Origin of the sequence: Enterobacter vonholyi (genome assembly GCF_040834095.1) — a bacterium.
In the GTDB taxonomy this organism is placed as follows: domain Bacteria; phylum Pseudomonadota; class Gammaproteobacteria; order Enterobacterales; family Enterobacteriaceae; genus Enterobacter; species Enterobacter vonholyi.
In genome coordinates this window covers 942,763-967,035 of record NZ_CP162152.1, presented here as the reverse complement: position 1 = coordinate 967,035, position 24,273 = coordinate 942,763, and the positions used below count along the sequence as shown (strand labels likewise).

General features: G+C 57.6%; 23 protein-coding genes. 7 read left to right on the top strand and 16 right to left on the bottom strand.

Annotated features, from left to right (window positions below; genetic code table 11):
• Positions 1–4 precede the first annotated feature (4 nt).
• From adrA to AB3N39_RS04495, 6 genes are all read right to left on the bottom strand, one after another.
• Positions 5–1,108: a diguanylate cyclase AdrA gene (adrA, locus tag AB3N39_RS04520; RefSeq protein WP_133293867.1), complete on the bottom strand. Its 1,104-nt coding sequence runs from the start codon at positions 1,106–1,108 to the stop codon at positions 5–7.
• A 102-nt stretch (positions 1,109–1,210) separates the two neighbouring features.
• Positions 1,211–1,531: a phosphate starvation-inducible protein PsiF gene (gene psiF, locus AB3N39_RS04515; protein WP_008503278.1), complete on the bottom strand. Its 321-nt coding sequence runs from the start codon at positions 1,529–1,531 to the stop codon at positions 1,211–1,213.
• Between the two features lie 89 nt (positions 1,532–1,620).
• Positions 1,621–3,036, bottom strand: coding sequence for an alkaline phosphatase (gene phoA / locus AB3N39_RS04510; RefSeq protein ID WP_367897096.1), 1,416 nt, complete (start codon positions 3,034–3,036; stop codon positions 1,621–1,623).
• 99 nt (positions 3,037–3,135) lie between these two features.
• On the bottom strand, positions 3,136–3,396 hold the full coding sequence (gene iraP / locus AB3N39_RS04505) for an anti-adapter protein IraP (RefSeq protein WP_024906786.1): 261 nt from the start codon (positions 3,394–3,396) through the stop codon (positions 3,136–3,138).
• Positions 3,397–3,605: 209 nt separating this feature from the next.
• A complete protein-coding gene (locus AB3N39_RS04500; protein WP_136195249.1) occupies positions 3,606–4,820 on the bottom strand; it encodes a multidrug efflux MFS transporter in 1,215 nt (404 codons plus the stop codon).
• A gap of 168 nt (positions 4,821–4,988) precedes the next feature.
• Positions 4,989–5,672 (bottom strand): extensin family protein, encoded by a 684-nt coding sequence (locus AB3N39_RS04495; protein ID WP_127729737.1) that lies wholly within the window; start codon positions 5,670–5,672, stop codon positions 4,989–4,991.
• A gap of 103 nt (positions 5,673–5,775) precedes the next feature.
• Here AB3N39_RS04495 and ddlA point away from each other — a divergent pair, with 103 nt between their 5' ends.
• Positions 5,776–6,876: a D-alanine--D-alanine ligase gene (gene ddlA / locus AB3N39_RS04490; protein ID WP_133293864.1), complete on the top strand. Its 1,101-nt coding sequence runs from the start codon at positions 5,776–5,778 to the stop codon at positions 6,874–6,876.
• On the opposite strand, the gene AB3N39_RS04485 is transcribed toward ddlA, so the two are convergent.
• Positions 6,873–7,109 carry a DUF2754 domain-containing protein gene (locus tag AB3N39_RS04485; protein ID WP_111963445.1) on the bottom strand — a complete coding sequence of 79 codons (237 nt, stop codon included), beginning with the start codon at positions 7,107–7,109 and terminating at the stop codon, positions 6,873–6,875. The genes ddlA and AB3N39_RS04485 overlap by 4 nt on opposite strands.
• A gap of 247 nt (positions 7,110–7,356) precedes the next feature.
• On the opposite strand from AB3N39_RS04485, the gene AB3N39_RS04480 reads away from it, so the two are divergent.
• Positions 7,357–7,656 (top strand): DUF2755 family protein, encoded by a 300-nt coding sequence (locus AB3N39_RS04480; protein WP_021241681.1) that lies wholly within the window; start codon positions 7,357–7,359, stop codon positions 7,654–7,656.
• On the opposite strand, the gene AB3N39_RS04475 is transcribed toward AB3N39_RS04480, so the two are convergent.
• From AB3N39_RS04475 to AB3N39_RS04465, 3 genes are all read right to left on the bottom strand, one after another.
• On the bottom strand, positions 7,653–8,750 hold the full coding sequence (locus AB3N39_RS04475; protein WP_111963447.1) for a DUF1615 domain-containing protein: 1,098 nt from the start codon (positions 8,748–8,750) through the stop codon (positions 7,653–7,655). The two genes, AB3N39_RS04480 and AB3N39_RS04475, sit on opposite strands and share 4 nt — an antisense overlap.
• A gap of 14 nt (positions 8,751–8,764) precedes the next feature.
• The gene (gene sbmA / locus AB3N39_RS04470; protein ID WP_104949290.1) at positions 8,765–9,985 is read right to left on the bottom strand and encodes a peptide antibiotic transporter SbmA; all 1,221 of its coding nucleotides are present in this window, start codon (positions 9,983–9,985) and stop codon (positions 8,765–8,767) included.
• Between the two features lie 115 nt (positions 9,986–10,100).
• Positions 10,101–10,634 (bottom strand): isochorismatase family protein, encoded by a 534-nt coding sequence (locus AB3N39_RS04465; protein ID WP_115874321.1) that lies wholly within the window; start codon positions 10,632–10,634, stop codon positions 10,101–10,103.
• 204 nt (positions 10,635–10,838) lie between these two features.
• On the opposite strand from AB3N39_RS04465, the gene ampH reads away from it, so the two are divergent.
• The 3 genes from ampH to AB3N39_RS04450 all read left to right on the top strand — a co-directional run bounded on the left by ampH (position 10,839) and on the right by AB3N39_RS04450 (position 14,978).
• Positions 10,839–11,999: a D-alanyl-D-alanine-carboxypeptidase/endopeptidase AmpH gene (ampH, locus tag AB3N39_RS04460; RefSeq protein WP_111963450.1), complete on the top strand. Its 1,161-nt coding sequence runs from the start codon at positions 10,839–10,841 to the stop codon at positions 11,997–11,999.
• Between the two features lie 164 nt (positions 12,000–12,163).
• Positions 12,164–13,138, top strand: a complete 975-nt coding sequence (gene hemB, locus AB3N39_RS04455; RefSeq protein WP_028017695.1) for a porphobilinogen synthase — start codon at positions 12,164–12,166, stop codon at positions 13,136–13,138.
• 127 nt (positions 13,139–13,265) lie between these two features.
• Entirely contained in the window at positions 13,266–14,978 is a 1,713-nt protein-coding gene (locus AB3N39_RS04450; RefSeq protein ID WP_143344744.1) for a lysophospholipid acyltransferase family protein, read from the top strand.
• 25 nt (positions 14,979–15,003) lie between these two features.
• Here the strand turns inward: AB3N39_RS04450 and tauD are convergent, their stop codons facing one another.
• The 6 genes from tauD to mmuP form a co-directional block, all read right to left on the bottom strand.
• Positions 15,004–15,855, bottom strand: a complete 852-nt coding sequence (gene tauD, locus AB3N39_RS04445; RefSeq protein WP_111963457.1) for a taurine dioxygenase — start codon at positions 15,853–15,855, stop codon at positions 15,004–15,006.
• Positions 15,852–16,679 carry a taurine ABC transporter permease TauC gene (gene tauC / locus AB3N39_RS04440; RefSeq protein WP_143344743.1) on the bottom strand — a complete coding sequence of 276 codons (828 nt, stop codon included), beginning with the start codon at positions 16,677–16,679 and terminating at the stop codon, positions 15,852–15,854. Before tauC ends, tauD begins: the two co-directional genes overlap by 4 nt.
• The gene (gene tauB / locus AB3N39_RS04435) at positions 16,676–17,443 is read right to left on the bottom strand and encodes a taurine ABC transporter ATP-binding subunit (RefSeq protein ID WP_136195243.1); all 768 of its coding nucleotides are present in this window, start codon (positions 17,441–17,443) and stop codon (positions 16,676–16,678) included. Before tauB ends, tauC begins: the two co-directional genes overlap by 4 nt.
• Positions 17,444–17,453: 10 nt before the next feature.
• A complete protein-coding gene (gene tauA / locus AB3N39_RS04430; protein WP_136195242.1) occupies positions 17,454–18,416 on the bottom strand; it encodes a taurine ABC transporter substrate-binding protein in 963 nt (320 codons plus the stop codon).
• 178 nt (positions 18,417–18,594) lie between these two features.
• Entirely contained in the window at positions 18,595–19,527 is a 933-nt protein-coding gene (mmuM, locus tag AB3N39_RS04425; RefSeq protein WP_288460672.1) for a homocysteine S-methyltransferase, read from the bottom strand.
• On the bottom strand, positions 19,514–20,914 hold the full coding sequence (gene mmuP, locus AB3N39_RS04420) for an S-methylmethionine permease (RefSeq protein ID WP_008503244.1): 1,401 nt from the start codon (positions 20,912–20,914) through the stop codon (positions 19,514–19,516). The genes mmuM and mmuP overlap by 14 nt, the downstream gene beginning before the upstream one ends.
• A gap of 334 nt (positions 20,915–21,248) precedes the next feature.
• Between mmuP and AB3N39_RS04415 the strand changes: the two genes are divergently transcribed.
• Positions 21,249–22,358 (top strand): AI-2E family transporter, encoded by a 1,110-nt coding sequence (locus tag AB3N39_RS04415; protein WP_024906767.1) that lies wholly within the window; start codon positions 21,249–21,251, stop codon positions 22,356–22,358.
• 119 nt (positions 22,359–22,477) lie between these two features.
• Positions 22,478–24,262 (top strand): diguanylate cyclase, encoded by a 1,785-nt coding sequence (locus tag AB3N39_RS04410; protein ID WP_133293857.1) that lies wholly within the window; start codon positions 22,478–22,480, stop codon positions 24,260–24,262.
• Positions 24,263–24,273 lie beyond the last annotated feature (11 nt).

The window sequence follows — 24,273 nt, the reverse complement described above, 5'->3', positions numbered from 1 at the left end:
GGCGTCAGGCGGCTACTTCGGTGCGGCCGCGCCCGGCATTTTTCGCCCTGTACAGCGCCACGTCAGCCGCCTTCAGCCACTCCCGATAATGTCCAAACTGCGGCCCCCAGGGGGCAACGCCTACGCTGATGCGCAGCGGTTCTTTTGGTGCGCACGGTAACGTCAGTTTTTCCAGCCGCTCATGCAACCGCGACATCACCGCGATGGCGCTTTCCGCCGCGGTCTGCGACATAATCACCGCAAACTCATCCCCACCAAACCGGCCTATAGCATCGCCTGACCGTACTGACCGCTGGAGCTGACGCGTAATGGCGATGATCGCCTCGTCGCCCACAGCGTGCCCCCAGGTGTCGTTGATGTTTTTAAAGTGGTCGATATCAATCAGCAAAATCGTGGCGGTGCAGTGGTCGCGGCGGCAATGCTCAAATTCATTTCGCAGCAGCATTTCCCAGTGGCGGCGATTAAAGACCCCGGTCATGCCGTCACGGGTGCTCATCATTTCCAGCCGCTGCTTGTGCTCTGCAAGCCTGACGGCGGTGCGGTGGCTGAGCCAGGCAAACAGCATGGGATAAAGCACCAGTACGGGCAGCGTTAGGCCCCACTCTACCGGGTCGGGCCTGAAAACAGCCACGCTCCCGACAAGCGGCAGCGTCACCAGCGCGGAGAGCAGAGTCAACAGGATCCCCGGGATAAACAGGCGACAGCCCCCGGAGCCCATCATATTCATACCTACCATCATCACCAGCGCTGCCGAGGGTAACGCGCTCATCCCCATCACGCCGATCCAGAGCCCGGCAATGATGGCATCGATCTTAAGATTGAACACTTCCTGCTGTTGAGGTGACGCGGCCCGGCAGGATAACTGCCAGGCGAAATGGGGCCATACGAACGCCCAACCGACCAGTAAAAGCCACCAGCCTCCGGGTAAAAAATGGGTGACCAGCATTCCCGCAACCGGGAAAAACATCGCTGCCAGCCCCACGGCGCGCGCCAGCCGAACCCGCCGGGCAAACTGAATGCCGGCACGGTGAGGGTCATCCTGAGAAAGGGTTAAATTCCACTCTTCCCGAATGCGCTTTTTGTTGTAATACGTTTCATCATTCATCATTTTTGGGAATATTCTGAAACATTTTCCCAAATTATAGAGAGGGGGTCTGCGGGGAAAGTATGAAATTTCGGGTGAGCCGCCGATGCCGCTCACCCGTTCGAACTACACTTTTTTCTTCAGGCAGGCACTCATGAACTTGCTGCGGTCATCCCCTTTAAGGGACTGCTCGGTTGCCTTGGCATTACACTCGCGCATCTTTTGCTGCTGAGGCGTGAGGCTTTTTTCAGCCGGCTTCGAGGCGCCGTTTTTGAGGCAGTCGCTCATATAGGTCTTACGAGCATCGCCCTTAAGACTCTGAGACGTCGCCTGTTGATTACAGGTGGTCATACGCTGCTGCTGCGGCGTTAACGTTTTCTCTTCCGCGTTCGCCGATGCGACCAGGAACAGGCCGGAGAGCAGAGTAACCAGTAATGTTGTTTTCATTGCACCATCCTTTTGTGAACATTCCCTGTAAGTCTGGTTCGTGACAGGAAAAAAACCACCCGGCAGATGTGATTTCCGCCGGGATTTTATTATTTAAGGCCCAGCGCCGCCTTCATGGTGTAGAACAGATCCGTTTGATCGGTCAGGCCTACCACGTTGGCCGCGTGCGGGCCGTAGGCGGCAATACGCAGCTGGGTGCCCGTGTGCTCCATGGACTCTTCTTCAGAGTTACCGTAGCTCATCACCATGACGGCACCATCTTTGGTGTTCAGCGACTGCGTCAGGCCAGGGGCTTTGGTATCTGGCGGAACGATCTGGCTGGCGTGCGCGTGGTCCGCGGTGACGATCACCAGGGTGTTACCGTCTTTTTTCGCGAACGCGAGCGCCTTCTGCACCGCTTCGTCCAGATCGACGGTTTCGCCAATCTGACCGCACGGATTTGCCGCATGATCCTGCTTATCGATCGACGCGCCTTCTACCTGCAGGAAGAACCCTTTTTCGCTCTTGCTCAGCAGAGAGATCGCTTTATCGGTCATCGCCGCCAGCGTCGGTACGCTGTCCGTGCGTTTCGGGTTTGGCGTACAAGTCACCGCAGGCTTATCGATATTGCCGTGATACGAGGCTTTTGGTCCTTCCCAGCGCACGGGCATGTTGCCGTCAGAGAACAGCCCCAGCAGCGGTTTATCCTGGTTCGCCTCGCTTATCGCCGCCAGAGCATTTGCGTCACTCACCAGCTGATAGCCGCGAGCCTGCGCCTGCTCGCGCAGCGTTTTGCCCTGCCACTCGCCCGCCGTCGCGGTTTCCGCGAAGGTTTTCGCGCCGCCGCCCAGCGTCACGTCAGGACGCGCGTTCAGCAGCTGTTCCGTAATCGAACCTTTGCCGCCTTTTTCCAGCGCATTTGTAGGGCATTTTTCGCTGGTCGCTGACGGGCCGTAGCACTTACGCGAGGTCACGTGTGCCACCAGCGCCGCAGGCGTCGCATCCTGAAGTTCAGCGGTGGAGACGTTGCCGGTCGCCAGGCCCGCTGCTTTTGCCATCTCCAGAAGGGTTTGATGATCTTTTTCGTTAATATCCACGCCCAGCGCACCATTATAGGTTTTCACGCCGGTGGACCACGCCGTGGCAGAGGCCGCGGAGTCCGTTACGTAATCCGGTTTACCGGTTTTTTTATCCAGCGCGTAGTGGGTATATTGTCCGGTCAACGGTAATGCGTCGATACCTTTAAAAAAGCCGCCCGCACCCTCGGCATAATTTCGCGCCGCCGTGATTTCGGAATCCCCCATTCCATCGCCAATCAGCAGAATAATATTTTTCGCCGGCTTATCATTCAGCGAAGCGCGAATAGCAGCAGTTTGATCTTCTGATAAACGACGCGCGCCGCCAGGCTGGGTGATATCCCCTTTTGCCGCACGATTATCCAGCACGCTGGTTTGCGTCGTATCAGCATAAATGGCAGGGGTAATTAACAGGGGAAGTAATGCGATGAAAAGTGCGCTCTGTTTCAATTTATTTTCTCCATGTACAAATACATAAAAATAAAAACAGAGCGACTATAGGCATCCTGCATGACAATTCTATGACACGTCGTTACGTCCTGTGACGGTTTAGCTGCGCGGATGCCTTAACAGCTTCTTTACGTACTGGTGGAGCATCTCAGCATCCTCAACCGGTACCTGCGATTCAGGCCTGACGCTATCCAGCGCCCCTTCCACGCTCTCAATCAACGCCTGCTGATCGGTTTTCGCCATTTGTCGCAGCAGCGCGGTGACCACAATTTCAAGCGCTTCGACCTGAGCCACCAGCTCTTTTGACTCTTCTTCCTTTTGTGCCAGCTTGACCAGCAATTCAGCAATGAGGTTTTTCATCGTGCCAGTTCCTTTTCAGTTTTGTCTGAAGTTATCACTCTGAATCCCTATTGCAAAGAGAAGAAATTAATTATGGTATGCAAAAGTGATACAGGAACGGAAATAAAGAGGCAGCGCCGTGAGCGAAACGTTTTTCTATAAAAAGTAGCCGCATTTTGTTATATAAAAATGCGGCTACCATAAGAATATATAATACATCTGTGAAATCGTTACTTCGCCGATTTGGCCTCCGCCATTTGTCTGCGGCGTCGCAGCGCAATAGCCAGCTGGATAATATTGATTAAAACGACAATCGCTGTCGCCGCAAATACCCAACGAAAACCGGCCATCGCAGAAACGGATGCGCCAATAAGCGGGCCGGCAACATTCCCCAGATACATAAACGACTGGTTATATCCAAAAATACGCCCCGTCACCTGGTCGCTGGAATATTTGACCAGCAGGGTCTGTACCGCAGGCAACATGGCGCCATCAGCAAAGCCGAGCAGAAATCGCAATATGCCAAGCTGAAGCGGAGAGGTGACAAACGACATCGCGAAGAAGAGCACCACCGCAAAGATCAGCGTCGCCATCAGGATGCGCGCCGTGCCGATCCTGTCCCCCAGTTTTCCCAGACGCGGCGCGGAAATCAGGGCAGATACGCCCGGCACGGCGGCAATCATGCCGCTCAGAAAAGCGATATTTGTGCTCTCCGGCTCCATCGACTTGATAAACAGCGCCAGAATCGGCCCCACCGAACCATTACAGAGCTGGATCACCATAGTGGTCACAAACAGGCTGATCATCAGGCCCGGATAAGGCAGCGAGGCGAAAACGGCCTTGCCGCTGAGGCGTTCAGACTTACTGATAACCGGGCGGCCCCCTTCTTTAATCAGAAAGAGCGTGACCAGAAAACTGACCACCAGCAGAACCGCAGTGATGATAAATACCGCGCGCAGTCCGACGTGGTCCGCCAGAAAGCCCCCCAGCAGCGGCCCACCGATGACGCCGCTGATCTGTGCCGTGGAGAGCGTACTCAGCGCCCAGCCGCTACGCTCGCGCGGCACCTGCGAGGCGACAAGCGCCATGGCGTTTGGAATATACCCGGACGTCAACCCCATCACCGCCCGCAGGAAGAACAGCTGCCAGACGTTGGTGGCGAAGGCCTGCAGCAGAATGGCGATCGCCATCCCGAGCGAAGCGCGTAGAAGCATCAGCTTACGGCCTTTCCGATCCGCCAGGCTGCCCCACATCGGTGACACAATGGCGGAAACCAGAAACGTGACGCTAAACGTCAGACCGGACCACATGGAAAGGGCTTCATGCGAGGTCACCCCCAGCTGCGACACGTACAGAGGCAGGAACGGCAAAATCTGGCTGATGGCCAGTCCGGTAAAGAAGCAGCCGAACCAAACCGAGATGAGATTAACTTTCCAGGATTCCATAAAGAAATAGTCTTCATTTTTAGGCGAATTCGCCGACAGATTAGCAAGTTACGCGTATTAACGTCGCACCAGAGATGCGGCCCGACTGACTTTGGTGTTTTATCTCCCCAGTCATCATATTTGTGAAATAAGTCACAATTCATCCATTTTCTGGCGGAATATTATGCTTCAACGGCAGAGGCCAAAACCGCGCATTCCCAGATGAAAATGGTTGGCATGCGCCGCGTTATACTCCGGCCCCAGTCCGTTTCCGTAGTACCCACAGCTCGCCGCCAGCATGGCCTTCAGCCAGGGCTGCGTGGTGGCCGCCTTCCAGCCGTTCAGCACCGTGACGCGTTCACCGTTCGCCAGACGAAAAGCGGCAATATCCAGCGCCTCCGCCGTGGCATGTTCACTGCGGCGCGCGTCAGGGCGATGATAAATATTGCGGCAGGCAAAGCTGCCGAGGTGGTCGATACGCGCCAGGTCACTGCCCGTATAACGTTTTGTCAGCGGCCGGGCCTGCTGGCTGATATAGAGGGCTGAGCTGAGCGCCAGCGGGCAGCTGGCAAGAAAACTGCTGTTCAGCCCGACCGGGCCGAAGTCACTCACGCGCACGACGTTATTAAGCGGACACGCGCCGCCGCTGTCAGCCACCGGCCGGGTGCGGATGAGATCGCGTTGATTAGCCTGTGCGAGCAGGCTCGCGCACGCCTCGGGGGTTAAACGCCGAAGCTTATACTGGGTGATTCGACCCGGCGGGTCGTCAAGCGTCAGCGGCATGAAAGGGTTGTAGTAAGGCGGCAACCAGCGGTAACCCACCGTTGCGATGGCCAAAATGATAAATACGGTCAGCAGCGTTTTTCCTTTCACTCTCCCCCCTCAACATTCCCCAAAACATTATGGCAGAAGGCCGCGAAACCCGCCGGGCATCGTGGTATGTTATTGGCTTTTCGTCATACTGGAAGAGAGTGAGATGGCTAAGCAGCGCGTAGGTATTGTCTTTGGGGGAAAATCAGCGGAACACGAAGTGTCATTGCAATCGGCCAAAAATATCGTTGATGCGATCGATAAAAGCCGTTTCGACGTGGTGCTGCTGGGCATTGATAAACAGGGCCAGTGGCACGTTAACGATGCCAGCCAGTATTTGCTGAATGCCCACGATCCGGCACATATCGCCCTGAATCCTTCAGAAATTAGCGTCGCCACCGTACCCGGCGTCGTAAAAGGGCAGCTCATCGACGCCGGCAACGCGCAGGCTCTCGCCCAGATCGACGTCGTCTTCCCGATTGTTCACGGTACCCTGGGCGAAGATGGTTCCCTGCAGGGAATGCTGCGCATGGCCAACCTGCCGTTCGTCGGCTCGGACGTCCTCGGCTCAGCCGCGTGCATGGACAAAGACGTCACCAAACGCCTGCTGCGCGATGCCGGGCTGAATATTGCGCCGTTCGTGACGCTCACCCGCGCCAACCGCGACAAACACAGCTTCACGCAAATCAGCGCAGAGCTGGGTCTGCCGCTGTTTGTGAAGCCTGCAAACCAGGGCTCCTCCGTGGGCGTCAGCAAAGTGACCAGCGAAGCTGAGTTCACGCAAGCCGTCCGCCTGGCGTTTGAGTTCGACCATAAAGTGGTGGTTGAGCAGGGCATCAAAGGTCGTGAAATTGAGTGCGCCGTGCTGGGCAACGATTTTCCCCAGGCGAGCACCTGCGGTGAAGTGGTCTTAAACAGCGACTTCTACTCGTACGACACCAAATACATTGATGATAAAGGCGCGCAGGTTGTCGTGCCTGCGAATCTCGATCCGGCGGTTAACGATAAGATCCGGGCGATCGCCATTCGCGCTTATCAGACGCTCGGCTGCTGCGGCATGGCGCGCGTGGATGTGTTCCTGACGGCGGAAAACGAGGTGGTGATCAATGAAATTAACACGCTGCCGGGGTTCACTAACATCAGCATGTATCCGAAGCTGTGGCAGGCGAGCGGCCTGAGCTACCCGGAATTGATCACCCGCCTGATCGAGCTGGCGCTGGAGCGTCACGCCGCCGACAGCGCGCTTAAAAGTTCCGTAAACGGTTAATCGGCGCGCTTCGCCGACTCTGCCTCATCCGCTGTCGTCTCTTCAGGGCGACGGCGGATAATCAACCCCGCCAGCCAGAAACTAATGACCCAGGTCACCAGCCCTACGGCATACGTTTGCCAGCCTTTTGCTTCAAACCCCAACAGGCCCACAATACCGTTAAGAATAAAGATCAGCCCGATAGCGAAGGCGTAGTAGTGCCAGTCACGGCGTAGTTTGGACGTGAGCTTCATAACAACTCCGGCAGGAAAAAAAGACATCCTCTCATAGTTTTACGGCCAGGTCTGTGGCAGATACGGAAATTCTGAAACGCGACGCAATTTCACTTAAGTTAATAAATTGTGACGTGCTGCAGAAATCAACAATCCAGGAGGATTCCGGCGCGTAAATTACCACGATTCTGATATTGACAAATGCGATGACCTGTCAAACTCACCCTGTACGAAGCGTATTAACAGAGCGATTTATCCGGAGGTCATCATGGCTGACTTTACATTGTCGAAACCGATTTTTGGCGGAAAACCAAAAACCTCTACGGCGGGTAATATCGCGTATGCCCTGTTTGTCCTGTTTTGCTTCTGGGCCGGCTCACAGCTGCTCAATATGCTGGTCCATGCGCCTGGCGTTTATGAACATCTGATGCAGGTGCAGGATAACGGACGCCCGCGAGTTGAGATTGGCTTTGGCGTCAGCACCCTGTTCGGCCTGATCCCCTTCCTCGCGGGATGCATGATTTTAGGCGTTGTCGCGCTCGTCCTGCGCTTTCGCCGTCGCCATTAAAGCCCCATACAGCGAGCCCGACGATCGTCCACGCGTTTTGCGAACCACGCGGTGGTCAGGTTACGCGTGATCTTCGGGCTTTCCAGCTGAATGCCCGGCAGGATAGCCCTCGGTAACGTTTTCCCGCTTTTCTGCTCTGCGAGCGCAAACACCTTCTTGTACAGATCCGTTCTCTCAAAGGCCAGACTATCGCCTTTCTCAAGCTGACGGCGAATGTCGCTGTTGCTCAGACCCAGCGTTCTCGAAAGTTTCCGTACGGCCAGCTCGGTGCTCCCTGCTTCGCTGCTGCCGTAAGCGATGAGATCGCCGTCCAGCGCGAGCTTGACGCCGCTTGCGCGGCTGACCGCACTCTGGAATGCCGCATTACGGCTGGCATACCAGCCGGCGTTAAAGTCGGCAAAGCGGTACAGCGGCTCATCGTAGTTCGCCGGATAGTTCAACAGGTGATACGTGCCGAACCACAGTCCGCCGCGCAGAGAGAAGACCTCCTGGCGCACCGTACCGTCGATTTTCCACGGATAGCCGTCGGTGTGTTTCTCCGCGAACGCGATGCTCACCTGCATCGGACCACCGGTGTGGACCGGGTTCAGGGAGCCAAACAGCTTCTGCCCCATTGGGACCATGCTGATGAAATCATCAAAGATGGCGCTAAGCTGTTTTTCGGTTTTCACCGTATCCAGCCGTTCGCTGTAGCTTTTGCCGTTCGGCGAGGTGATTTTAAGCGCGGTATGCACGAGGAACACCGGGATATGCATGGACTCCGCGCGGCGGTCGATCTCTTTCCAGGCGATTTTGTTCAGACCCGGCACAGCCGGATCTGACTGGTACATTGACTCCTGCTGCGCCACCGCCAGCACCGAACAGATGTTCTCCTCGGTCGGCGCGATCTTTTGGCTTTCAAAGGTTTTTGCCAGCGCGTCTGCCCACGCATTGCGATCCTTTACGCTGGCGGGCATTTTCTGCCGCACAACGCTCGCCACATCAACGGGCTTCTCGCCCTTTTTGAGCGGAGCGGCCCCCTTTTCGGCACAGCCTGCCAGTACAAAAGCGGCCAGAATGGTCAACGGTAACGCGCGCGGTACGGCAAAAGACATAGCAACTTCCTGTATTAGCTAAATGTGTTGGTGACTTCCTGCAGGTCACGATCGTCCAGCTCGCGTTCAAAGCTGCGCAGACGTTTGTAGATGGACATCAGTTCTACCAGCGTGGTCCAGGAGCTGATCAGGTACTGGAACGACCCGCGAACCTGACCGAAAACGTTGGTGATCTGCGTCATCAGACCGAGCGTAATCGTACCCGCAACAATGGACGGAAACAGCAGGAACAAACCGAAAACGTTATCCACCTGCAGATACAAAATACGCGCGATGTTGAAATACATATAGTGGAAGTAGAGACGGAAATAGTTACGACGCACGGCGCCAAACAGCTCGCGGACGGTCGGCGGCGAGGCGCGGTTAGCATCGTCTTCGCCATAAACCAGCTCTTTACGGTATGCGGCTTCGACGCGTTGATTTTTAAACTCCAGACCCGGCAGTTTGATCCCAACCACCGCCAGCAGGCCCGTCCCCATCAGCGACCAGACGATCGCGGCAATCACCAGACCATACGGAATATGGCCGACAATCGGCAGATCCGGTACATGCGCCGAGAGCGTTACCAGCACCGGCAGGAAGGCAATCAGCGTCATAATGGCGTTGATAAAGCTGACGCCCATGTCTTCAAGCGTGGAGGCAAAACGCATGGTGTCTTCCTGCACACGCTGTGCGGCACCTTCGATATGGCGCAGGTGCTGCCAGTGCGCCATATAATGTTCGTTCATCGCGGTACGCCAGCGGAAAACGTAGTGGCTGACGAAGAAGTTGTTCATCACGCCGATGATAACCGCAATCAGGGCGATGCCGAGGAAGACGCCAACTTCATGGTAGAACTGATTGATGGTCACCTTATGCGGCGAGCTCAGCGCGGTCTGGATCAGATCGTAGAACGGCGCATACCAGGCGTTAACCGCCACGCCCACTTCCACCAGGAACCAGGTCACGAAAATAATCAGCGATGTGCCGAGGATCGACCAGTACTGCCAGCGGTGCGGAGAATAGACAAACCAAAAAAGGGCAAACAGCCCTACGCACACCGTGTAGTAGGCATAAAACAGCAGGTAGCTGAGCGACCAGAAGCGCGCCGCGCTAATCGGTACCTCGCCTGTCGCTCCCGTGATGCGCGTCAGCCATGCGCCGCCGCCCGCCTGCCAGAAAATGACAGCGATGAGTGCCCAAATAAATGCCGACAGGAAAAAAGGCCCCGGCTTTGGGAAAAAAGACTTAAACATAATGCTTCCTTCTTGTTGTTATGGCTGTTGCTGTGCACAACACGTTACCAAACGAAATACCTGCCCAAGCCAGCCTCCCGGCTCAGGCAAAAAGGTCAGACCCGAGGGTTGATTATTAGTTCGCTTTCCAGTTTTCGAGAATTGTTTCGGTGCGTTTCACTGCGAGAGGGTTCGCTGGCGCAATGAAGTTACGCCAGACGTCGTTGTGATGGTTAATCAGGATCTGTGCTTCAGCAGCCGGGCGGTTGGATGTGGTATGGGCATCTTCCGCAACTGTGATGTGATAACCCCGGCTAACGCCGTTCTTGATCGTCGCATCGACGCAGTAATCGGTGGCGCAGCCGCAGATGACAAACTCGCGAATGCCCTGGTCACGCAGCAGCGTCTCAAGCCCGGTGTTGTAGAAGGCATCGCAGGCCGTTTTGGTCACGTAAAGCGCGTCAGCGGGCTGATGGAGTTCAGGCAGTAGCGCAAATCCTTCACTTCCCTCTTCCAGCCCCCCGGCCTCGGTGTGCTGAATAAAAATCACCTTGTCGGCAGCCTGCGTAAGCTGGTTGATCAGAGACACACACTTTTCGCGCTGATGACGAGGGGTTTCAAATACCCCGTTCTGCATATCGACAACCATAACCACACGCTTCTCAGACATACCGTTCTCCGTAAGATTGAGTGACACTGGCGCCTATCATAAGCCCGATGTCACAAAATGGGAGATAGCTCGTAAGTAAATTGTTCATATTTACCCATGGTTACGTTTTTCTCGCTATCGTTATGCAATTCGGGGCATTGCGCGGTACCGTTTAGTAGTATAAATACCCATAACTTTCCTATTTCACTTCATGGATGCTTTTCGTTGAAACGTTGTCTGCTCTCTTTTGCCGCGCTGTGTGCGGTGAGCTTTTCTACCGCCCAGGCAGCCCAACCGCTGACGGCTCCCGTTTTAGCTTCAGATATTGCCGATCGCTACGCGAACCTTATCTATTACGGCAGCGGCGCGACCGGAATGGCGATGGTCGTCATCGACGGAAACCAGCGCGTGTTCCGCAGCTTTGGTGAAACGCGCCCAGGAAATAACATTCATCCGCAGCTGGATTCCGTTATCCGCATCGCGTCCTTAACCAAGCTGATGACCAGCGAAATGCTGGTGAAACTGCTCGACCAGGGCGTGGTGAAGCTCGACGACCCGCTCAGCAAATACGCGCCTCCAGGCGCCCGGGTTCCAACCTATCAGGGTACGCCGATTCGGCTTGTGAACCTTGCCACCCACACCAGCGCCCTGCCGCGTGAGCAGCCGGGCGGGGCGGCGCATCGTGACGTATTTGTCTGGCCAACGCGCGACCAGCGCTGGAGCTATCTGAGTACCGCCACGCTGAAGGCGGCTCCGGGTTCGCAGGCCTCTTATTCAAACCTGGCCTTTGACCTGCTGGCGGACGCTCTTTCAACGGCGGCTGGCAAACCTTATACGCAGCTATTTGAAGAGCAGATAACCCGTCCGCTGGGCATGAAAGACACCACCTTTACCCCGTCCCCGGATCAGTGCCGTCGCCTGATGGTGGCGGAGAAAGGCGCAAGCCCCTGTAATAACACGCTCGCAGCCGTGGGCAGCGGTGGGGTCTATTCCACGCCTGGCGACATGATGCGCTGGATGCAGCAGTTCCTTTCCTCGGATTTCTACGCTCGCAGCAGCCAGGCCGATCGTATGCAAACCTTGATTTATCAGCGTACCCAGCTGCACCGCGTCATCGGGATGGACGTGCCGGGTAAAGCCGATGCGCTCGGCATGGGCTGGGTCTATATGGCACCGAAAAATGGCCGTCCGGGTATTATTCAGAAAACCGGCGGCGGCGGTGGATTCATCACCTATATGGCCATGATCCCGCAGTCAAACGTGGGCGCATTTGTGGTGGTCACCCGCTCTCCGCATACGCGTTTCGTCAATATGAGTGACGGGATTAATAACCTGGTGGCTGAGCTGAGCGCCAATAAAGCCCAGGTGCTTACCGCGTCCAACTGATATTAATATTCCGTGGGCAAGCGGTTGATGTTAAACCGTTTGCTCCGAACGACACCGTTCCTGCAGTCTTGCATGATCTATCGGTAAACCGCCCACTTTAATAAACACCTAACAACGCTTTCGGGTACACTAGCCTTCTTTGTTCCACAAACATCAGGCATACCATGACCGATTTAATTGCACGTCCCCGCCGCCTGCGCAAGTCACCTGCACTGCGCGCTATGTTTGAAGAGACAACCCTGACCTTAAACGATCTGGTGTTGCCGATTTTTGTCGAAGAAGAGATCGATGACTACAAAGCCATCGAAGCCATGCCGGGCGTAATGCGCATTCCGGAGAAATATCTGGCGCGTGAGATCGAACGTATCGCCAACGCGGGTATCCGCTCGGTGATGACCTTCGGCATCTCCCACCATACTGACGCCACCGGCAGCGACGCGTGGAAAGAAGATGGCCTCGTCGCCCGCATGTCCCGCATCTGCAAAGAGACCGTGCCGGAAATGGTGGTGATGTCCGACACCTGCTTCTGTGAATATACCTCTCACGGCCACTGCGGCGTGCTGTGCGATCACGGCGTGGATAACGATGCTACCCTGCTGAACCTTGGCAAACAGGCTGTGGTCGCTGCCGCAGCAGGTGCGGATTTCATCGCGCCATCTGCCGCAATGGACGGACAGGTTCAGGCGATTCGTCAGGCGCTGGACGCGGCCGGTTTCACCGACACCGCCATCATGTCTTACTCCACCAAATTCGCCTCCTCCTTCTACGGCCCGTTCCGCGAAGCGGCGGGAACGGCGCTGAAAGGCGATCGTAAAACCTATCAGATGAACCCGCTGAACCGTCGGGAAGCGATTCGTGAATCCCTGCTCGATGAAGCCCAGGGCGCAGACTGCCTGATGGTGAAACCGGCTGGCGCGTATCTCGATATCCTGCGCGACATCCGCGAGCGCACCGAGCTGCCGCTGGGCGCTTACCAGGTCAGCGGTGAGTACGCGATGATCAAATTCGCCGCGCTGGCGGGTGCAATTGACGAAGAGAAAGTGGTCCTGGAAAGCCTCGGCGCTATCAAACGCGCGGGCGCGGATCTGATCTTCAGCTACTTCGCGCTGGATCTGGCCGAGAAAAAAATTCTGCGTTAATCCGCTTTAGCGCCGGGTGGCGCCTTCGCCTGGCCCGGCCTGTTCTCTGCGCTAATCTTCACCAAACTGCAATACAACCGACATCTGCTCCTTCTACTGTCTTCGCAAGACGGCAGGAGGAGTAACCATGTTTAGCCTCGATAGCGTTCTCGACGATCTTTGGCCTCAGGCGAGGCCCGCCCCCTGGCAAAAAAGTCTGTTAAAAAGACTGTTCTACGAAGACGAATTTCAGCAATTTGCCGCTGCCCACCGCCACCTGAAAGGACTGGATATGGTGGAGCAGGTTCTGGAGCACCTTGATATTCTCTGCACCGTTTCCGCCCGCGATCTCGAACAAATCCCCGAACATGGCCCGCTGGTCATCATTGCCAACCACCCGACGGGTACGCTGGACGGCCTGGCGCTGATGTACGCCGTCTCCCGCGTGCGGCGCGATGTTAAAGTCGTGACCAACCGGATGCTGACCCACCTTGAGCCTCTCAGCTCGCTGTTTATTCCGGTGGACAATATGGGCGGCAGGACGGCGAAATCGTCCCTGGTGCAGATGGAACAGCATCTGCAAAACGCGGGCGTGCTGATCTTCTTCCCGGCCGGAGAAGTTTCCCGCCCTACGCTCAAGGGCATTCGCGATAAGAAATGGCACTCCGGCTTTATCAAACTCGCCGGCAAGCTGCGCGCCCCGCTGCTGCCGGTGCATATTCAGGCGCATAACAGCCTGCTCTTTTATGCCAGCACGCTGGTCTCTCCGACGCTGTCGATGCTGCTGCTGATGCAGCAGATGTTCCGCCGCCGCCACAGCCAGCTGCCGATCAAAATCGGCCAGCAGATTACGTGGCATCACTGGCACAGCGCTAACCTTTCGTCGCGTGAGATGGCCGAGCAGTGCCGTCAGCACGTGATGCGTCTTGGCAAGGGATTGCCCGGGGTCTTTAAAACCCAGTGCGCGATTGCCCGTCCGGAAGACCGGGCCACACTGAAACGCGCGCTGGCGCAGGCCGAGAGCCTGGGAAAAACCAGCGACGGTAAAACCATCTATCTTTGGCAGCGAAACGGCCAGGAAGACGCCCCGCTGCTGCGCGAGCTGGGCCGCCTGCGCGAGATTGCCTTTCGCGCGGTGGAGGAAGGGAGCGGTAAGCGCCGGGACACCGACTGCTACGACGATGATTATCTGCACCTGATCCTGTGGGATGAGGACGATCTGGAGATTGTCGGGGCGTATCGCTTTATGCCGACGGCCATGCAGATCGAAAAGCGCGGCGTTGAGGGGCTGTACAGCTATAGTCTGTTCCACTACGACGACAAAATGCAGGACGTGCTGGAGCACGGCATTGAGCTGGGGCGTAGCTTTATCCAGCCACGCTACTGGGGACGCCGCGGCCTGGACTATTTATGGTCCGGCATTGGTGCCTATCTGGCGCGTTATCCGCACTACCGCTACCTGTTTGGCCCGGTCTCCATTTCCGGCGGCTTACCGCCTGCCGCGCGGGATCTGCTGGTGGCATTTTATCGCCTGTGGTTCCCGGCGACGCATCCGCTCGCCGCCTCGCGCCAGCCGTATCCCGCATCGCTGCCGGACGTGCTCGCGCAGTTTGGCGGCGTGGATTACGTGGACGATCTGACAAAGCTGAAATCCCTGCTCGGCAATCTCGGCTGCGGCATTCCGCCGCTCTACAAGCAATATTCCGAGCTGTGCGAGCCCGGCGGCGTGCAGTTTATTGATTTTGGCAGCGACCCGGCGTTCAGCAACTGTGTTGACGGGCTGGTGCTGGTGGATTTGTGTTATCTGAAGGCGAACCGCTATCAGCGGTATATTGAGGCGCATTTACAGCCCTCTCCCTAAAAGGGAGAGGGTTAGGGTAAGGGGATCAAGGCGCACGGTAAAACGGCTTATCCCCCAAAATCGTCGCCCGCTGCATAATCCGGCGCTGCGGCAGATAGTCCGCATTGGCATAATGCTGCGTCACGCGGTTATCCCATATCGCCAGGTCATTCTCCTGCCAGCGCCAGCGCACCTGAAACTCCGGCTTGGTAATATGCGCGAACAGGAAACCTAACAGCGCCTCGCTCTCTTTCTCGGACACATCCACAATGCGCGTCGTGAATCCTTCGTTCACGAACAGCGCCTGCTTGCCCGTCACCGGATGGGTCCGCACCACCGGGTGCAGCAGCGGAGGATGTTTCGCAACCGCCTCCTGCCAGCGCTGATGCTCCTCTTCGCTTTTGCGATACTTGTATTCCTGGAATGATTTTTTGAAGTCGTGCTCCGCCCGCAGCCCGCTCAGCAGCGTCCGGAACGGCACTGACAGCGCCTCATACGCCGCAATCCCGCTGGCCCACAGCGTATCGCCCCCCGTATCCGGCAGCAGCTTCGCCGCCAAAATCGCCCCCGCAGGCGGCGTCTCGATAAAGGTTACGTCGGTATGCCAGTTGTCGTTGTCCGGCGGATTATCGTTGTGGGTGTCGAGGACGATAATCTCCTCCACCCCTTCCGCATGCGGATAGACAGGGTGAATATGCAGATCGCCAAAGCGCAGGGCCAGCGCGCGCTGCTGCTGCGGAGTGATCGCCTGCTCGCGCAGGAATACTACCTGATGACGCAGCACCGCGTGGTACAGCTGCTCGAACTGGTTATCGCTCAGCGGACGGGTCACATCCAGGCCCGATACCTGTGCGCCAATGTACGGCCCCAGCGGGGTAATGGTCAGACGTTCACTCATTGTATTTCTCCATGCCAGGGCGTCAGGCGACGCTGTAACGCGCGCAGCCCCAGTTCTAATCCGAAGGCGATCGCGGCGATCACCGCGATCCCAGCCAGCACCACGTCAGTCGCCAGGAACTCCCCCGCCGACTGCACCATAAAGCCAAGGCCGCGCGTGGCCGCAATAAGCTCTGCGGCCACCAGCGTGGACCAGCCCACGCCAAGGCCGATGCGCAGCCCGGTTAAAATCTCCGGCAGTGCGCCCGGTAAAATCACGAACAGCAGCACCTGCATGCGGCTGGCTCCCAGCGACTGCGCCGCGCGGATCCGCACCTGCTGGGCGCTCTTTACGCCCGCCAGCGCCGACATGGCAACCGGGGCGAAAATCGCCAGATAAATCAGCAGGATTTTTGACGTTTCACCGATGCCGAACCAGATCACCATCAGCGGCAGATAGGCCAGCGGCGGCACCGGACGGTAAAGCTCAATCAGCGGGTCGAGGATGCCTCGCACCGTCGGGCTCAGCCCCATCGCAATCCCCACGGGAATGCCGATAATCACCGCCGCCAGCAGCGCCACCAGAATGCGCGCCAGGCTGGCACCTAAGTGCTGCCAGAGCGTGGCATCCATAAAGCCCTGCGGCCCGGCGATGGTAATGAGTTTGGCCAGCACCTGTCCCGGCGGCGGCAGAAACAGCGGGCTGACCCACTGCAGGGCAGCAACTGCCCACCACACCGCCAGCAGCACCAGCAGCGTACCGATGCTCAACGTGATTTGACGTGAGAAAGGCCAGCGCAGCGCCAGACGCGTGCGGCGCGTTTTTTCACTGAAGACGATGCTCATGAGAAAGCCTCCCGCCGTTCAAACACGCGGCTTAAAACGTACTCACGCTGTTCGATAAACAGCGGATCGGATTTGATGCTGCGCACGGGTTCCCCGGCGACGTAGCGGCGGGCGAAATCCAGCGGCAAACGCTCCAGCACGCGGCCCGGCCCCGGCGAGAGCAGCACCAGCTCCGTCGCCATAAACACCGCCTCTTCGATATCGTGGGTAATCAACAGCACCTGCTTGCCCGTCTCATGCCACAGGCGCAGCAGCAGGGTTTGCATCTGCTCGCGGGTGAAGGCATCCAGCGCCCCGAACGGCTCGTCCAGCAGCAACAGCTGCGGATTCGCTGCCAGCGCGCGGGCAATACCAACGCGCTGCCGCTGGCCGCCGGAAAGCTGCCAGATAAAGCGTTTTTCCGCCCCTTCCAGCCCCACTTTTTTCAGCATCGCCCGCGCCGTTTCCAGCCGCTTTTCGCGGTTGATGCCCGCAAGCTGTAGCCCAAACGCCACGTTTTCCTGCACGTTGCGCCAGGGAAGCAACCCTTCGTTCTGGAAGACCACGCCGCGCTCGGCGCCCGGCCCTTCCACCTTTTTGCCTTCCAGCTGAATGGTGCCATGCTGATAAGGGACAAACCCGGCGATCAGATTGAGCAGCGTGGTTTTTCCGCACCCGGACGGGCCCAGCACCACCAGCAGTTCACCGCTGTCCAGCGTCAGGTTGATATCCTCCAGCGCGGGTTTACCACCGTAATCAGCAGACAGATTTGTAATATTCAGCATGGCGTACTCCTTATTTCACAAAACGATCGGTTACGTACTGGCTGTAATCCGTCGCCACCGCGGGCACTTTGCCCTGCTCTTTCAGGAAGGTGGCGGTATCAACAATCGCTTTGTTTACCGGCCCGGTCAGCTGCTGCACCTGCTGCGCGGGGGTCAGATAGGTATTGCCCTTCACCAGCCCCGGCACGTCCGCTTCCGGCACGCCGCTCAGGCGGGAGAGTTTTTCCAGGTTAGCGGGCTGCTTCAGCCATTCATCAGGATTGCTGATGTACGGCTGCTGGGCGTCAATCGCGCTTTTCGCGAAGGCTTTCACCACCTCAGGATGTTTCTCGGCGAAGTCTTTACGTACGACCCACACGTCGAGCGTTGGCGCCCCCCACTGGCCCACTTTTTCGGAGTCGGTCAGCACGGTGCCGTCTTTTTCCAGCTCGTTCACTGCTGGTGCCCACACATAGGCCCCGTCAATGTCGCCACGCTGCCAGGCCGCGATAATCGCCGGTGGCTGCAGGTTGATAATTTGTACCTGCCCCGGTTTGATGCCCCAGTGTTTTAGCGCCGCCAGCAGGCTGTAGTGGGTGGTGGAGATAAACGGCACGGCGATGCGTTTGCCGATCAGGTCTTCCGGTTTGGTGATGCTTTTCTTCACCACCAGCGCTTCAGAGTTACCGAGCTGCGAGGCGAGCAAGAACACCTCAATCGGCACCTGCTGGCTGGCCGCAACCGCCAGCGGGCTGGAACCGATATTGCCGATCTGCACGTCGCCGGAGGCTAGCGCACGCACCACGGACGCGCCGCTGTCAAACTTGCGCCAGTCGACTTTCGCGCCGCTCTCTTTGGCAAAGGTGTTGTCCGCCTGCGCGACTTTCGCCGGTTCCGCAGAAGTTTGATACGCGACGGTGACGTCCACCGCCTGCGCCTGAAATGCCCACAGCGCCAGTGCGCCGAGTAGTGTGATTCGCGATGAAATTGCCATAGTGCCTGCTCCCCTTGTTGTTATGAGGGCAGTATTTCCAACGCGGGAATTTTGATAAAGGAATAAAAATGAATCGCTCATAACGATTCGTTTTTAGATAAAAAGCGGGAAAGGATAGTTGGTTTTGTGCGGTTCGTTTTTTCCCCTCTCCCCGTGGGAGAGGGTCAGGGTGAGAGCATCAGCGCTGCGCGTTCAGCTCAGCAATATCCTTCGGCGTGGTGCGACAGCAGCCACCAATCAGCTTCGCGCCGGCGTCCAGCCACTGCGGCAGATACCCCGCCAGCGTCTCGCACGCTTCGCCGTGGTGGTGCCAGGTTTTGGTCACTGCGTCATAATGCTCGCCCGAGTTCGGGTAGACCACCAGCGGCAGCGGCGTCAGGCTTTGCAGATGCTTCAGCGCGGCCGTGGTGTTTTCCAGGGCAATACAGTTAATACCCAGTGCGACAATGTGCGGCGAGTTTGCCAGCACGCTGACCACGTCACGCAGCGGCGTACCGTCGCTCAGGTGCTCGCTGTCCCGCAGGGTAAAGGAGAACCACGCCCGGGCGCGGGGATACTCGGCCAGAAGCGCCGCCAGCGCTTTAGTCTCGGCAAACGAGGGCAGCGTTTCGCAGGCCAGCAGGTCAGCGCCCGCGTCCAGCAGCGCTTCCACGCGCGGCCGGTGGAAGTCGGTAAATGCTTCCGCACTGCGCACGTAGTCGCCGCGATACTCTGAGCCATCCGCCAGATACGCGCCATACGGCCCAACGGATCCCGCCACCAGCAGCGTGCCCGCATGCGGATTTTCAGCCAGATACGCTTCACGCGCCTTACGTGCCAGCTCCACGCTTCTGCCAATAAGCGCCCGGGACTGCGCCTCGTCGAGGCCGCGTGCCGCAAAGCCCGCAGGCGTGGCCTGATAGCTGGCGGTGATCGCCACCTGCGCGCCCGCGCGGTAGTAATCCAGATGCACTTCGCGGATAAGCTCCGGGTTTTCCATCAGCACTTTGGCAGACCAGAGGCTGTCTGCCAGGTTACAGCCGCGCGCTTCCAGCTCCGTCGCCATCGCGCCATCCAGCACCACAAACGGCTGTTTTTCAAGGATGGCGGTAAGCGGATTATTCTGCGACATGTTCAGGCTCCTGCGATGTCATATTTCGGGTCAGGTAGTAGGCACCATAACACAGGGCGACAAACGGGATCCCGCAATAAAGGGCAATGCGCTGGCTTGGGTCAAACCACAGGCCGACACAGGCCACCACGCAGAGGATAAACCCGAGCACCGGCACAAGCGGATACCACGGCGCGCGGTACTGCAGCGCAGAGAGCGGCTGCCCGGACTGCAGATGGCGACGACGGAAAACGAAGTGCGACGCGCAGATGCTGATCCACACCGCCACCACCGCAAAGCCCGAAATTGCCGAGAGCGCCACGAACACCGTGTCCGGCGCCACCACGCTTGAGAACAGCGCCAGCACGCCGCCGAGCATAGAAACCGAGAGCGCCGTCAGCGGCACGCCATTTTTGTTCACCCGGGCAAAGCAGCGCGGCAGCGTTTTCTCATTAGAGAGCGACCATAGCATGCGCCCGGAGGCATACAGCCCGGAGTTCGCCGCCGAAAGGATCGCCGTCAGGATCACGAAGTTAAAAATATCCGCCGCGTAAGGAATACCGACCTTTTCAAACACCAGCACGAACGGGCTCTTTTCCACACCCGCCTGCTGCATCGGGATCAGCGCCGCCAGCACAAACACGGTACCGATAAAGAAGATAATGAGGCGCGCAATGGTAGTGCGGATCGCGACCGGAATCACCTTGTGCGGATTTTCAGTTTCCCCCGCCGCAATCCCGATGAGCTCGGTCCCGGAGAAGGCAAAGTTCACCGCCACCATGGTCATCAGGATCGGCAGGCCGCCGTGCGGGAACCAGCCTTCGGCGGTAATGTTGCTTAAGCCCGGCGCGGGTGAACCATCCTGCATCGGGATAAAGCCAAAGACCGCCGCGCCACCCAGAATAATAAAGGCGATGATGGTGATGACTTTCACCAGCGAGAACCAGAATTCGCCTTCAGCAAAGAAGCGCGTCGAGATGACGTTCAGGCCAAAAATAACCACGCAGAAGACCACGCACCACGCCCAGACGGGCACCTGCGGGAACCAGTACTGCATGCAGAAGCCCGCGGCGGTGAAGCTCGAGCCGAGCGCCACCGTCCAGGTGAGCCAGTAGAGCCATGCCACGGTGTAGCCCGTCGCCGGGCCAAGATAGCGAGCGGCATAGACGTGGAACGCGCCGGTTTCCGGCATCGCCACGGAAAGTTCGCCCAGACACTGCATCACCAGCCAGACCACCAGCGCGCCTATCAGGTACGCCAGCAGCGTGCCCGCTGCCCCGGTCGTGGAAATGATGTAGCCGGTATTAAAGAATAACCCTGTCCCAATCACACCACCCAGCGAGAGCATAATCAGGTGGCGTGTTTTCATGGTGCGCTTAAGCTGCCCATTTTCTTGTTGTGTTTGCATATTACCTTCTATACGTATGGACATCTAAACATCCAAAGAAGGTGTGTTATACCGCGATTGTTAATAAAAAGCTAGATGACCAGACGCAAACGGGCGCGCCGCGCGCTGAGTCTGGGGTGGGTTGTGAGGATCACATAGAGAATCGGACGCCAGGCCATAAGCACCTCCGCAAGCAGATACTTACAGCATGGTGCGGGAAAAGGCGAACTTCGGTCAGTCGAAAGTGGTATCCGTGAAGAGCGGAGTCATACCGCAACACTGCCCGGCGCAAGGGTTGGTAATTCTCACAATCAGTTCTATAGTCGACACTGCTTATTCGTTACCAGGAATCACTATGCGCTTTAATGGACTGACTAAAGGTTTCTTTATTTTCATTCTCGCCCTCGTCACCTGGGCCTTCTTCGACGTGCTGTCGCCCTACTTCTCCGCCATTCTGTGGGCCGCCATTCTGACCGTTATCTTCAATCCGGTAAAAAACAAGCTGCGCGCCGCGCTGGGGGATCGCAACGGGCTGGCCTCGCTGTTGACCATCGGTATTATCTGCCTGATCGTCTTTATTCCGCTGATGGTGATCCTCTCTTCACTCGCCATTGAGCTGAACGTGGTTTACACGAAGCTCCAGGAGAACAACACCCAGTTCCCGGAAGTGGTGGCGAGCATCTTTAACCACCTGCCTGACTGGGCCAGCGGCTTCCTGGCGGATCACAACCTGACCAACGCGGCGCAGATTCAGAAAAAACTCTCCGATGTTGCCCTGCAGGGCGGGCAATATCTCGCCGGCAGCGCGTTCCTGATCGGCAAAGGCACGTTTGGCTTTGCGATTAGCTTCGGCATTATGCTTTATCTGCTGTTCTTCCTGCTGAAAGACGGCCCGTATCTGGTGCGCCAGATCCTCGACTCTCTGCCGCTGTCTGATTTCGCCAAGCAGCACCTGTTCGCCAAATTCGTCGGCGTGTCGCGGGCCACGGTAAAAGGTACGGCGGCGGTGGCGGTTGTTCAGGGCATCCTCGGCGGGATTGCGTTTGCTATTGCCGGTATTGACGGCAGCGTGCTCTGGGGCGCTCTGATGGCCTTCCTTTCCCTGGTGCCCGCCATCGGCTCGGCGATTGTCTGGGTGCCCGCCGCAATCTTCCTGTTTGCCACGCACCAGATCTGGCAGGGGCTGTTTATTGTCGGCTTCTTCGTGATCGTCGTCGGGCTGGTGGACAATATCCTGCGCCCGCTGCTGGTCGGAAAAGACACCAAAATGCCGGACTACCTGATTCTGATCTCCACCCTCGGCGGCATGGAGCTGTACGGCATTAACGGCTTTGTGATTGGGCCGCTCATTGCCGCGCTGTTTATCGCCTGCTGGAACCTCTTCTCAGGGCGCGATCACGAAGGTAACGCCGAAGAGCTGGACCCCGACTTCATCGAAGAAGGAAAAAATCCTCCAGATTTGTAAGGACGTGACGATAAAGACCACACCAGGCGGCACTGAGCCGCCTTTTTTTTCGCCTTAAATCAGACGTTTTCTATAATTTGAAGAACGCCATCCTACTCATGTCGTAAAAGGATCATCTGGTGCGAATCGCGACGATAACAAACTGGGCCTATGGGGCCACGGTCTGCCTGACCATCGCCTCCGGCATCATCATGCTGATGGCGTCCAATGCGGATAACCTCGAGCGCCAGGCCGTTGAACAACGGCAGAAATTTGATCAGCTGACGGAAGATATCGAAACCGATATCTGGGCGCAGTCTGATTTAGCACGGCTGTACGTCATCAAAAAAGATCCTCAGGCTCTCAAGGAATATAACCAGGCAGAAAACAGCCTGAAGCGCATCGAGCTTCGGCTGGAAAAGCTGCAGGATAATGGCGCATCGGATGAAGAACTGGCCCTGCTGCATGAAGGAATAAAGATCGTCGATGAGCTGCAGGACGAACAGCAAACCGCCCTCGCCAGCCTTGAACGCGGAGAAGACGCCCAGGCCGTAGCCTTGCTCTATGGTCAGCCCTATGAGCAGGAGCTTGAGCGCGCGCAGAATCAACTCGATCACTTCCGCCAGATACTCGATAAGCGCGTCATCGCCGCCGTTCAGGAGGCGACAAAAAAATCGAAAGCGCTGCGTACCGCCTCTGAGCTGACGGTCGGCCTGACCGCCCTGCTGTTCCTGTTTGTGCTCGGCTTTATATTAAAACGCCGCGTGCTGCGCCCCGTGGTCCGCCTGAGCGACGTGGTGCACCGTCTGGCATCCCAGGATTACGCGGTTGAAACGCCCAATTTCAACCAGATTGATGAGATAGGCGATATGGCACAGGCCATCAGCATCTTTCGTGAAAACGGCCTGGCGCGGCAGCGTCTGGAAAAAGAGCGCGATGCCGACTGGGCCATCCGCGAGCTGCTGGCGCGCATGACCCAGCGGCTGCAGGGGTGTGAGAACTTTAACGATGTGATTAACGTGGCGGAGCTGTTTGCTCCCAATATCGCGCCGGGGATCGCGGGCCGACTCTACGTCCTTGACCGCGAACCGTGGCAGATGCGCTGCGTAGCGCAATGGCTCTCGCCGGTTGGGGAAGAGACGACGTTCCATCCGGACGAGTGCTGGGCCGTGCGTCGCGGGCAGAGTCACCCGCCGGTGAACGGCGAGCCGGATATCGCCTGCTACCATCTTCCGCCATCCCAGGCGGAAAGCGCCCTTTGCGTGCCGCTTATCGCTCAGGGCGAGGCCATTGGCCTGCTCTCCTTCCAGAATATCACAGCGGACAATGCCCCTTCTCGCGCGTATCTGGAACTGATGGCCGAGGCGCTCGGCCTGGCGCTGGCCAACCAGCGTCTGCGCGACGCGTTGCTGGAAAAAGCGTTGTTTGACCCGCTCACCGGCCTGCGTAACCGTCATCATCTGGAAGATACCCTGCAAACCCAAACGGCGCAGGCGATACGTACTGGCGTACCGTTAAGCTGCATGATGATTGATATTGACCACTTCAAGAGCATCAACGACCGTTTCGGTCATGAAGCGGGCGACCTGGTGATTAAAAGCGTGGCGTCAATTGTTCAGCGGGCCGCACATGACAACGGACTGGCATTCCGCTACGGGGGCGAGGAGTTTCTGGTGCTGCTTTCCGGTGCCGATGAAGCAGAAGCGTACGCCTGCGCGCAGAAGATTTACACCGGCGTGCATGAGCTGTCGCTTCGCTACGGGTTGACCGAGATTGGGCCGGTGGACGTGTCGATTGGCATTGCCAGCTATCCGCAACATGCCCAGACCGACAACCTGCTGCGCGCTGCGGATGTGGCGCTATACCGGGCAAAAGAGCTAGGACGCGCGCGGATTGTGAGTTTTGGGATGCTGGAGGCGGGCTGACGCTGATTCTC